Here is a 12,196-nt window from a genome sequence, read left to right on the forward strand (position 1 = left end):
GAAAAAGGGATGTTTAATTGCTTTACGGAGGTAAGTAATTGAACATCCCTTCTATTTGCGTTAGCCCGCTAAAGAAAAGACTTCGTCCGCCGTCTTTTCTTATTCTTCGCCCCCACCAACGATACCGTTTCCATCGGTGAAAACATGATCATTTAATACGGTGATCAAACCCGCTTTGTCAAGATTATCAAGTACTTCGAACAAGCTGTCCCTTTTTCCAGCCGGAAGTTTGCGCACATAGTTATTAATTTCTTCGGAGGTTACATTGTTGCGAAAATGAATTCCTCCATGACGCGCGAAATGATCGTTATCGGTTGGCATCTGGATCGCACTCCTTTACCCAATTGTTTTGGAATACTCGGCTCTCACAGAGTTATGCTCTGACGAAGCCCGCAGAATACAATTGTAGTTTGTCTCGATCGCAACAATTGTAAACATAGGGAAAAACTATGTACACAGTCAGAAAGCCAACCATTATAAACAAAAATACATCCCTAAAAAAGACAAACAGAGAAAGATGACGGAATCTTCCTCTGCTTGTTGATCTACTGCTATTTTTGTATGCTTTGTACCAATAGTTTACAAAAGTTAAACGGAGTTCACAATCGGTTTCCTCATTTGTTCACATTCCGTTCAAGATTCTTCTGGGCTTGTTAAAGCCTATGCTAATGAGCTTTTCAACTCGTCTGTCGAGTTTTCCCAGATTGCAGGATTGTTCTCGATAAGGAGTTTCTTCAATGCGGCTTTGCTTACTTCGTCCAATTCGGAAACCAGGATTCGTCTCTTCATGGAATAATCCATTCGGTTAACATGATCGGCCAAAATTTTATAGCCCTTCCGTTCTTCGCGATCTATCTCCATGTAGCATGCGGTTACTCCAGCGTAGTAGGCTCCCTTTTCATTCCGGTCCACAGTTACCCACACAAGCCAATATGGTTTTCCGTTAGGAACTTCGTCTTTATTCGTAGTCCATTTGATACCTTTTTCAACTGCGCTTTTTGCATGCAACGCTCCCATATCAATATAGGCATCTTCGCCATCAATAATTACTGAGGTTACTGCATTCAAGTCAAGTACGCCCTGACCATATCCACCATGTACATCTGTTTTGGCAGAGATAATCGTGAAACCGGCTTTCTTCTTGTCGTTATTTAAGAGATCCACTCTCCCGCCTCCTAATGAAACATTTTCACTTACTATGTATTGTACCCTGAAATAATCATCATGTGCAATTTAATGGCTGTACACTTCATGTTTTTTCATCAGGAGGGCAGACTACCGTAGATGACATTAGACAAGGTGGGATTATTCCATGACGGATGGACCTCGCGAACGAGATGTTCAACTGAACCGTGAACGGCAACTTCAGGAACCTTACCCCAACCCCGCTTTTGTTGTGGACCAGCTGTCTGCGGAAAAACAATCTCAAGCAACTACACCACCCCCTCAAGGACCAGTACCCTCTGGTGAGAATCTGGGCCTAAAAACGGGCGTCCCAAGTAACTATGAAAACAGCTTGGGTGGAGAGCCTCGTCACCTAACCGCTTTCGAAGTGAAAAGACCGCCCGGAAGATTATAAGTTGAGGAAGGGAATCCACTATGTGGAGGTATACCCGCCCAGTATTGACTTTTGGTGCAATGCTGGGCGGTTTTTCGCGGTCACAAAAGCATGAAGCTACTCGATAATCGATTGTCCATTTGATTTAATCGAGTGGTTGGTGACATTATCCTTATTGGTTTGTGTGTTGACATGATGTCTTTCAATGATTATGCCTGAATTTTTTTGTACTTGATATTGCGGGACCATACGAACTTGACGATTGGCATCTTCCAACGGCAAAAAGATCACGATCACATTGCCAATGTAATCGATTTTCATATCCTTGCTTTCCTTGTTCCGAATCTCTTCTTCTACACGTTCCTGTTCTGTCTGGTTCTTAAAGACTCGCTGTTTGCCTGCGATATCAAGGGAAAACTCGGGGAATTCCCCATCCTCACGATAAATGATCAGATAGTCCTGTTGATTGAGAACTGGTTGTGGCTTGTCCCGCATGCCTGTTAATGTGGTTTCAATTCCTTTTAACAGGTTAACTACCTGTTCAATCACATTTTTATTTTTTACTAGGTCCAAATGTGAGGAATTGATATAAAACTTCTTTTTGATCTCGTCTTTTAACGAGAAGCTGCTGCTTATAACCGGTACAGTTCCATCTCCTTGTGCCTTATCATACATTGGAACGAGCTGGTTAGTTGCTGCCTTGACCTCGTATCCTACAGGAGTATATTGACCTTCCCCGATAATGGCATACTGCGGTACCGTCACCATCCTCGAATCCCATTTGGCATGCTGTGCATCAGCATATTTCAGTAAAGGCTGGTATATGGAGTTCACATGTCGGTTACTGTATAGGTCTTGGTACGATAGCGGCTTAAGCTGTTCCTGATCCCGAAGGTAAAGAAATTTTTGTTTTTCTACAAACTGACGTGAAGGTAAAAGCTCGAAGACAGCAGGTGCAAACTGAGAAATCTGTTTGCCTGTTTTTTCGCTAAAAGGTGGAATGTCAAAATTATACCCCGATGTAAGTGCTTCAAAAGCCCGTGGCGCACCTAGAAAGGGGGTCCCTATATAGATGACTTTACGTACCTTCTGCTGATAACTCGGATTAGAAAGGAGAGTTTCTTTAATCAGTATGCCTCCCATGCTGTGAGCCACTAATTGGACTTGTTTGGCTCCAGAATTCTGTAAGGCACGATCAATTGTCTGCTTGAGTTGTGTTGAGTTTGTACTGCCGCTTAACCTCCAATCGTAAGGAAACCCGAACAAAGTTCTTCCCTTCTGGTATCCAATGGACTGTAGCTTTTGCGCCATGGAGAAGTATTCCTCCGACAGAGACTGCCCAACCCCATAGTCTAAATATTCAATTGCATGAAAACCGTCATCCCCCGCTTCAGGTAAAATCGATATTTCAGGATGTAACTGGACAACTTGATTACTTCCTGGCTCTTTTGGCTTTAGAGACAGGCTTCGCATATGGTTACTTTCGTTAAATACCATTCCAGACAAATTTAGCCACGATTCTGACAGAATTCCTTTTTCAAGCATACTTAATCGAGAACCGCCAATACCGGGGACGAGGATAACCGGGATTGTTTTCACCGCTACTCGTAATTGGTACTTGTTCATTACAATTGTGGAACGCTTGTTAAACTCCACTTTCACATAATAAGTACCCGGATCTCCCTGATAAACAATCGATTCGTCAGAGTTTTTAGCATTACACGATTTCATCACAGGTTTGAAATTACTGTCAAGCAGGTACAAGTCCAGGTCCATGCCTTCGGGAATATCCGTTAACGATAGGTTGATAGTTGAGCCCAGGGCATGGCTCATTTTGTAATAATCAACATCTGCCGCATCATGAATGGTTGCTTCGATAAAATCATTTCCCGTAATGCCCTTGGCCTCTTGCGGACTATTGTTGGGTTCGTAGGTATCAGGATTTACCGTCAACCCTACTGGTATGTAAGTAAGTCTAATCATGTAGTAGAGCTTATTATTAAAGCTTCTATTACTGCTGCTAACCGCTAAGTAATACCAATGGTCTTTTGTAATGGGAATCGAATCAATTTGCTCCGTGGTCGACCCTTCCTGATCGGAGTGAGTGATCTCCTTTTTGTCTTCCCCATACACTTGCAGTCTGTAATTTACGTCTTTCGGCATCTGAAGAGTAACGGACAAAGCCCCATCTCCCGGCGCTTTAAATTTCCAGAAATCAATATCATCTGCCGTTTGGATTTTCCCATAAACAACACGGGCAGCATTTATCCAATCGGCCTTGCTAGAATCATTATTCGGCTCCAGCTCATATCCTACATTTACGGAAGTACCCGATTCTGGATCGTCTATCGTTACGGGAGTATCCGAACCTGGTTTATCCGCAGATACGGGAATTACCCCACACATGATCGAAGAAAGCAAAAGGAACATACAACTGAGTACATAGACAATTCTTGGCATACAAAACCCCTCCCATCTCTACCAAAATGGTAATAAAAGACAGAAGGGGTCTGCAAATTAATTTATTGCTTCGTGTGATTGCGAATTCCCTGTCGCTCCCAAGCATTGGCTATAACCCTAAATGGTAGTTTGTAATCGGCTTGATTATGCCCGGAATACGCAAGTTTATTGTAGGGAGCATAGCCTTTGGAGACTCCAAACGCAAAATTGACCTGGAAGTAAACCGCATACTGACCGCCTTTGGCGAATCCCTTCATCTTGTCCCCCATTTCAGGAGTATCCACGCCTGCTTCTCTTTGGCCAAGCTTCTGGACATTCTGTTTGGGCCCGACCCATAGCTCGTTTACCTTCTTTACTAGGGACAATTGAGATTGAAGGCTTTCTCCGTTCTTTCCGGCCTCCGAAATCCAAGACGAAACAGCCAAAATCTGAGGAAATTGCTTGCTGAACGGGTGTCGATGCCGATCTGTCATTTGAAGATGGGCAATGATCCTTTCACCCGCATAGAAATCATTCGCCTGACTACCCGGATATCGATCTCTTGCGTGATACTCCGCCCATTCCGCCGTATGATTGAGCAGCCCATTCGCGTTAGGCTCATAAACTTCAAATGAGGTCTGATCCCCTTGAACCGTAATTGAAAATGAGTTGCTTATCTGCCCAGAATCTGTTCCCGGTGTGCATTTCTTAATTTGCGGAGGAGTCGAGTTAGGATCATTCGGGTCAGGTGTCCAATTCGGGTCATTTATCATCTCGCACTTCTCATAGCTGACGTTAAACTTGACATCGTATGGCACATCAATCGTAAACGGTTCTACCTGTACAGCATAATCTCGATTGTTTAGCGTACTGCTCCATGTTGTGAGTGTTGGAGTGATCGTACCCGTGTAAATGCTGGATTGTGACGGTTGCTTGGGATCGAGATGAAAGCTACCGTCAATTCCTGGCCCGGTTACGGTAAGTGGTACCAAAGCTGGCCATCTCGTCAGCGCATTCGATTGCGAATTCCAGGTTGGGGGTTCTGCGGTGACGACTACATTTTCATACTCTGGAGCCGGGTATTTTCCTTTTAATTCAGCGATCTTGTCATTAATAGCTTGATTGATTTTCCCGTCTATGGAGGTAAATGCGGTTTGAATATTGGTTTGATCAATAACTACCTCGATCCGGGCTGGCTCCCTCTCCCAAGTACCATCAGCAGTACTAACCAATTTGCGATTAGAGGAGTCGTAGATGTTGATCTTCATTTTTCCGCCGTCTATGTCACCACCTGGAGCTGGCGTACCTCCACCACCGCCTGCCCCTACAATTACCGTTACGTTAAAAGTACAACCAATCGCATTGGGAAACGCTGTATCTGTTATGGTGGCTGATATCGTGTAGGTTCCCGGCCCGACATTACTCATCCGATAACCTTGTGGCCCACCTATCTCATTCGGTTTGGTTCCATTAAAATTCCCCTTTATACCTACACCGATATAATCAGTTGGACTATTGTTTGCAACTAACCCGATTAGGTCGACATGATCGGCGTTGACGGTTACTGTACTTCCGTTTGCCACATCTAAGGTCCATTGATTTACCGAATCATACAGATGATAATGAACACCGCCGCAACCAATTTGACCATCCTGAATTTCGAAGGTAAACGTGAACTGACAGCCCGCAAGCTGCGGATAGCTTGGGTCATTGACGGTTGCCGTTACGGTGTAAGTTCCCTTCGGTGTGGCTTTATGCTCATAGTAGGTAGCTGGGGTTGAAGACTGATTGGATAATGTCGCTGTCCAGCTGACCTTAATTGGCTTTCCGCCATAATCCGGGGCGTGCCCATCGGTGACAACCACTTTCCAATCAAGAGGCGATTTTGCAAGGAAACTTGCCTTACCATTCGATACGCTGGTCCATGAGCTTTTTTCAGAATGGGTGTAATACATCGTCAAGTCAGCGCATTGAATTCCCGTTAAGTTTATGGTGACTGTATGCGGACATGTCATGGTACCCAGTTTGACATTGACCGTGAGCGTATAAGTGGCAGGGGCAGTATCCGTAAACGTATAGGAAAACGCGCCTTTACCAACGAGAGTGTTGCTTCCTGTCGAACCATTTTTCTTCAATATCCAATCGGCTGTTACACCCGTAGAACTTCCGCTGTACAACGCTTTGAAGTCCACATTGTACGATGGAGCTTTGCCCAAAACAAGATGCAACGTATCATTTTGCATACTCACACTACTTCCATTTACATTTGCGGAAATAGATGTTTCGCTGCAGGAGTACGGTGAGAAGGTAACATAAAAGACCTTCACGCACGTAATGCCTCGGTAAGTGATCGTTGCTTTTATTGTATAGGTTGTGGGAGTTGCGAGCGGTGTAAGCCATACTTGATAGAATTCCCGATTATTCACTGTGATCGGGCTTGATAGGTTTCCGCCTGTTATCTCCCAGTTAGCCGGAATCCTGGCCCCTTGATAGCTTGCTTCCAAGGTTGTCCAGACTTTCTCACCAGCATCCCTAGCCCCTGTGTACGGATCACTTATGGGTCCGCTTCCCGTGTATGTAAAACCTGCTGTAGCGCTATAGGCAACTGCTTGAAGATCGCTACAAGAAATGCTGTCATCAACGTTAATCGTAATGGACCAAGAGCATTTGTCTTCCCAATCAGGATATCCCGTGTAGTCATGCCATAACGTATAGGTTCCTGTTTGATTGAGCAGCACCGAAATATCATGGCCGGGTCCTGGTACAAAAGTTCCTCTGTCGTTGATACGTCCACTGACCTTTTTAATCGTGTGGTCTGGATATTCCATCATCCACGGAATATCGGCATCCAGTTTTTGACTTGTATTCGGATTATAATACTTGGAATAAAGTTTCAAAGTATCCCCAAGGTGTCGATTGAGCGTTGCACCTTTATCAATCATTGGATCGAACGTATCATTTGCCCAACCGGTATCGCTAGGTTGGTAAACTTTTGGACAATCTGCCGGCTTGTTGCTTGATGAAACTACTACAAATGTTTTGTTCCAGCAGCGTTTGCCAGTTGAGCTGACGAACTTCACGTTCAGATTCGAACTTGAACTAAGTGGAATGTTATTAAATGTGCTCTTGCTTGTGGGGCCATTCAACCATCCTGTTGTATCTGTCGAGCTTCCTCCGTACTTGTAGAAAAAATCCCCTTGGATAGTCGATTCAATGTCTACTTGCACACCTTCATCGACATTAAGTGTCCCTCCGCTAGCCTGTGTGGTGTCAATTGCGCCTTTCCAAACTTGCATGGTGACATCGTTGGTAAGGCACTCGACTGTACCGCCACCAGTCGGAACAAGTGTAAAAGTCATCGGACATTTTGTTTTGTCAGTGGGCGTGAATTCAAACGTAGTTGCCCCATTAATGAGGATATTGTTGAACTGTGTATTAGCGGGAAGTTGTGTGCTACCGACCGTTAGTGTGCCAGGTACGGGGAAAGCCAGTGAAATGGTGTTGATGTTCGCGGGTAGGTTTTTGGTATTCCCGGAGTTTATGGATTGGTCTGGGTTGCCGGAGACTCTTAATGCGGCTGAGATTGCGGTACATGGGCCGCCGCTGTTGTCTATCACTTGAAATGTGGTTTTGACCGGCAGTGCCGTACTCATGTCCGAAGATCCTTGTGGGGTTCGGCCGTGTTTATCGGTGTAGATCCACGTGACTTCGTAAGTTCCGGGTCCGTAGGTTGGATCTATTGTGTACGATTTAATGGATTGTGTAGACGCGTCGAGGAGTTGTTCAGAGCCTTTTCCTAGGGTTTTGTTGTATACGGAAAAGCTGATATGTTTTAGGCCTTTGTCGTAGATGGAGTAATCTGTGGCTTCATGGAGTGTAAAGGTGATCTGATCGCCTAGGTTGTAGGTTGTTTTGCTAGGAAATAATTTGATGGAGCCGTAACTAGGGCGTGGGGTTACTTTGTAGGTGGTATAGTTGTACCAATTTCCTGCTGCATCTTTCTTAAAGCCGAATTGATCTCCCATGCCGCCGCATTCAGCAGCGATTTCGGCTAGGTTATAGGCCTGGTATGAAATAGTATCGCTAACATTATGAATCGTGTATGTTTTGACAACACTTCCTCCAAAGACATACGAAGGGTTACCATTAAATACGTCAATCCATTTTAATGCTTCTGTCTGGTCAACCATGACATAGCCATTATCCGCAGTTTTATTAGCATCTGAAAATAATAATGCCTTACCAGTAATGGAATCTATAGTAATTCCATTTCTGTCAACACGATTAACTGTAACGTCATTACGCACAACGCCATAGTCAGATTTTGGAAGACCGTCGATAATGAGTATTGTGGAATTCTCAATAGTTTGATTACTATTTAATGAACCAACTTTGAGTTTATGTAAGTGATTACTATTCAATTCATTTTCTGTGACTGGGGAAGCAGATGGCCATTGGTATCCATCTGCAACCGTCACAGTCCTAGCTAATACATAATCTGTATTAATTAACTGACTTAATAACAATGTAGCCAGCAAAAAATACTTATAAAAAAGCTCTTTTCTCCTCATTAGTAGTCGGTCACATCCAGTGGGGCAAGATCTGGTAAGCTTCTATACGAATAATGACCCAATCTTTTTCCATTCTTTCGGTCATAAATTACATAAGACAACGAACTTATTTCCTTTACTGGATACGAAAAACTATCCGCTTTCTCTAATATTTTGTCTTCAATACCCTCTTTGACAAAACTTATTTCCAAGTGAACCAAAAGATCCTCGGTAGATTTTATCGGCAACTTCCCTGATAGAACTCCGTTTTTAATCTTTAGACTAGCCTGGAACTGTTTATACAACTTTGTCCCATAGGCGTCATGTACTTTAGGCTTTGTGACAATATAAACATCCTTGTGTAACTTATCCCAGATCACCTGCGCCCCATAAGCCTCACTTACAAACCGCAAAGGAACAAACGTCCGCCCCTCTTTAATCGTAGCCGCTGTATCAAACGAAATCGTCTTACCATCAACTGTCGCTTTCTTTTCTCCGATCTTCAAAGCAATATTCTTTCCCGCCCTCGTAATCGTAACGGTTCTCTTCGCATCGTCCCAATTCACCTGTGCACCAAGTGATTGACTCACAAAACGAACGGGTACTAATGTCCGAGCTGAAGCGGAATCAATGAAAGGCTTAACATCCGGAAGTTGGATAACCTTATCATCCACATAAACTTTAATTTCATTTTCAGCCGCATTTCCCACTCCTACAAGGGAAGCTACCGTTAGGAGCGCAGCAAACATCACGGCGGATAATACACTACTTACGAACTTGCCCATCATTTTTCGGATCATCTTTTTTCCCTCCTTTCTCTAGTAGATTTGCTTCTACCATACCATCCATTTTATGTAAAAAGGAAGAAACTTCTGTGTACGTTACAGGCGTGGTGATATCCCCATTGTGCTTCACCCATGATTGAACATCTTCTAGCTTGACCAACTCCTTCCCGGCCTTCTTGTTAATGGCCCGAAAGATAAACTTGCTGGCATCGAGAAACGTAATCTTTTCATCCGGTTTGATCTGGCAAGAGCAATCAAAAAGCGCTTCATTTTGAGCGGTAGCATAAATTGGCGCAGCCCAGTGATTCTCTGCACCATGAGGGACGATAACTCCTTGCTGAGCTGGCTTGTATACGGCTAACAGCATCTTGAGGAATTCTGCCTGAGTCATAGACTGATTGCCTGAAGAATTGGCTGATACCAATCCCTTACTCATTGCCCATTGCAGGTCACTAAGGGGCTGATTGGGTTGCTCCTTGACTACTTGGGGTAAAGTCCCTTCACTGGCTACCACAATGCCTCCCGCAAAAAAGCAAATGCCGATCAGCGTAACGAGCAGCAACAATCGCTTGTCTTTCCACTTCGAACTCTTTGTCCACAACAACTTTCCCACTAAACTCCCCCCTACATAATCATTCTATGGCCTTCCCTCAGGCGATTATCTGGTACGAGAGTGGGACAAAAAAAGAGAAGAAAAGACTTCGTCCCTATACGCTCTGTTTAAGCTCGCTCTGATGCTGGTTCTGTCCGCTCCGTTCACTGCGGAAGGGAGTCGGCAAGAAAATCACTTAGTTTCTCAGTCTGATGTAAAGAATGCCGACTCTGTTCCTTCCTTCGCTCACTACACTGGGTTTCGCTTAAAATGAGTCTTCAGTGACGAAGTCTTTTCTTTGGTGGGCTTGCGCAGATGGGAGAAACCCCAAAACACTTTACTACTTGAAGTGTTTTGGGGTTCCTATATTTAAACAAAAAAGAGACCAATCCTGATCGATTAGTCTCTTACTTGCACTCGTATATCCTAGCTGCCAACTTCCTCTGTTTGTCCGGGCAAATCTCGCAGCTCTGCCAAAAACCCTATGGCTCGCTGGATTTCATCATCTGTGTAGCGTTGCATGCTTTTGAGCGTTAACACCTTGTTACACATCTCTTCATACGAAAGCTGTTCAAAATATAGCACGGTCGATACCAGCTCAAGGAAGCGGGAGTTTTCCTCATTCATGCGACGAATCAGGTATGTACCATGACCCAAGTCTACATTTTGGTAGCGTAGAAAATCCCTGCCCGCTTCGTTCAAGGTGTAACGATAGGTATCCACTGCCCCTTTGGATTCTTTACACTCGTCCAGTAACCCAAGGTTGCACAATTCATCTACCTTCATCGTCAGCTCTTCTGAGTATGGTCCATACATATGAAACCCAAAATGCTCATCAAAATCAACCTGAAGCTTCTTGGCGATGTACACCATCTTGTGAAGCTTCTTGCGTCCCGTCACTTCGCCGACCAATTCGACAAGGCGCATGATTTTGGCATGATCCCTAAACATCCTCCATCACCTCTAGGCGTTCTCGTATCTTAGAAGACATATTTTCTGGCAGAGACAGTATTTTATCAAGTGGAAAAAATAGTTTATAGTCAAAACGTCGTTTCCCGCTGATCGATTCTACAATTTCAGATTTCGTGGACAGCTCCTGCAACTGACCGGAAGGCATAAGCAACATGATCGGAATGCGTTCTTCTTCGCCCGGACGGTAAAAGTCATAGGGAAGATCCGAGGTAGAATCTACCTCCATGTAATAGTCTGGATCAATTCCCGCTTCCGCCATCAGTTGCTTGCATTCCTCAAGGACTCGATAATGCCTTGGATTAAATTCGACGTATTTAAATAATTTCCTGTCAAGAAAGCGATTACATAGATCCGATAAGATCGGGTCTTGTTCCTCGCGCCATTGATGCATATAGAAAAAAGCAATCGATTCATCCAGCTCCAGATAGTTGCGAAGTACAATCTGTTCCTTGAAAAACGGAATGAAATGTTTGGGTTCGATCTCGAATGAATAGCCTTCCAGATAGAGCTGCTTGGCTCTTTTAAAGATTTTGTTCAGCACGACCTCCGCGCTTCGCGTCACTGGATGAAAGTATACCTGCCAATACATTTGATAGCGAGACATGATGTAGTCCTCTACGGCATGCATGCCGCTGAATTTGATCACCGCTCCATCCTCATGAGGACGCATCACCCGCAAAATCCGCTCAATGTCAAAGTTCCCGTAGTTGACGCCCGTATAATACGCATCGCGCAGCAGGTAATCCATTCGATCAGCATCAATCTGGCTGGAGATCAGACTGACAATCAGTTTGTTCTCGTAGGTTTTGGCAATAACCTCCGCTACCTTCTGTGGAAATTGTTCTCCCACCGTACACAAAATCTGGTTGATCTGCGTATCCCCAAGAAGAATCGCTTTGGTCCAGTCTTCGTGATGAAACCGAAATACTTTTTCAAAAGAATGCGAGAATGGCCCGTGACCGACATCATGAAGCAGAGCCGCACACATACACAACAGGCGTTCTTCACGGTTCAAATTGGCTCGTCCCTCAAAGGTCTCCAGGATTCGTCGCATGATCTCATACACACCAAGGGAGTGATTAAACCGGCTATGCTCACCGCCATGAAAGGTAAGATAGCTGGTTCCCAATTGTTTGATCCGACGCAGACGCTGAAACTCTCGTGAATTAATTAAGTCCCAAATGAGTTTCTCGCGCACGTGAACATAGCGATGAACGGGGTCCTTAAATACCTTCTCTTCTTGTAATAGCTGAGGCTCCTGCATACCATGGACACTCCCTTCTCTTACCCGAGCTTGCGC

The 12,196-nt window shown here is 44.4% G+C and carries 9 protein-coding genes; 1 reads left to right on the top strand and 8 read right to left on the bottom strand.

The genetic code is table 11. The annotated features are described in order from the left end of the window. Positions 1–99: 99 nt before the first annotated feature. Together ACQCN2_RS10475 and ACQCN2_RS10480 are read right to left on the bottom strand one after the other, a co-directional pair. A complete protein-coding gene (locus ACQCN2_RS10475) occupies positions 100–321 on the bottom strand; it encodes a hypothetical protein (RefSeq protein WP_426928853.1) in 222 nt (73 codons plus the stop codon). 339 nt (positions 322–660) lie between these two features. After that, complete coding sequence (locus ACQCN2_RS10480) at positions 661–1,164, bottom strand: YwhD family protein (RefSeq protein WP_426928854.1); 504 nt, start codon at positions 1,162–1,164, stop codon at positions 661–663. Positions 1,165–1,312: 148 nt separating this feature from the next. Between ACQCN2_RS10480 and ACQCN2_RS10485 the strand changes: the two genes are divergently transcribed. Continuing rightward, entirely contained in the window at positions 1,313–1,579 is a 267-nt protein-coding gene (locus tag ACQCN2_RS10485; protein ID WP_426928855.1) for a hypothetical protein, read from the top strand. A gap of 96 nt (positions 1,580–1,675) precedes the next feature. Here ACQCN2_RS10485 and ACQCN2_RS10490 read toward each other — a convergent pair whose 3' ends face one another. The 6 genes from ACQCN2_RS10490 to ACQCN2_RS10515 all read right to left on the bottom strand — a co-directional run bounded on the left by ACQCN2_RS10490 (position 1,676) and on the right by ACQCN2_RS10515 (position 12,160). Next, positions 1,676–4,018 (bottom strand): lipase/acyltransferase domain-containing protein, encoded by a 2,343-nt coding sequence (locus tag ACQCN2_RS10490; protein WP_426928856.1) that lies wholly within the window; start codon positions 4,016–4,018, stop codon positions 1,676–1,678. Between the two features lie 62 nt (positions 4,019–4,080). Beyond that, positions 4,081–8,568: a hypothetical protein gene (locus ACQCN2_RS10495; RefSeq protein ID WP_426928857.1), complete on the bottom strand. Its 4,488-nt coding sequence runs from the start codon at positions 8,566–8,568 to the stop codon at positions 4,081–4,083. Beyond that, entirely contained in the window at positions 8,568–9,347 is a 780-nt protein-coding gene (locus ACQCN2_RS10500) for a copper amine oxidase N-terminal domain-containing protein (protein WP_426928858.1), read from the bottom strand. The genes ACQCN2_RS10495 and ACQCN2_RS10500 overlap by 1 nt, the downstream gene beginning before the upstream one ends. Continuing rightward, positions 9,313–9,945 (bottom strand): hypothetical protein, encoded by a 633-nt coding sequence (locus ACQCN2_RS10505; protein WP_426928859.1) that lies wholly within the window; start codon positions 9,943–9,945, stop codon positions 9,313–9,315. Before ACQCN2_RS10505 ends, ACQCN2_RS10500 begins: the two co-directional genes overlap by 35 nt. A 405-nt stretch (positions 9,946–10,350) precedes the next feature. Continuing rightward, on the bottom strand, positions 10,351–10,875 hold the full coding sequence (locus ACQCN2_RS10510; RefSeq protein ID WP_426928860.1) for a YwgA family protein: 525 nt from the start codon (positions 10,873–10,875) through the stop codon (positions 10,351–10,353). After that, positions 10,868–12,160: an HD domain-containing protein gene (locus ACQCN2_RS10515; RefSeq protein WP_426928861.1), complete on the bottom strand. Its 1,293-nt coding sequence runs from the start codon at positions 12,158–12,160 to the stop codon at positions 10,868–10,870. The genes ACQCN2_RS10510 and ACQCN2_RS10515 overlap by 8 nt, the downstream gene beginning before the upstream one ends. Positions 12,161–12,196: the final 36 nt, after the last annotated feature.

Source organism: Brevibacillus ginsengisoli (assembly GCF_050113715.1).
In the GTDB taxonomy this organism is placed as follows: domain Bacteria; phylum Bacillota; class Bacilli; order Brevibacillales; family Brevibacillaceae; genus Brevibacillus_H; species Brevibacillus_H ginsengisoli.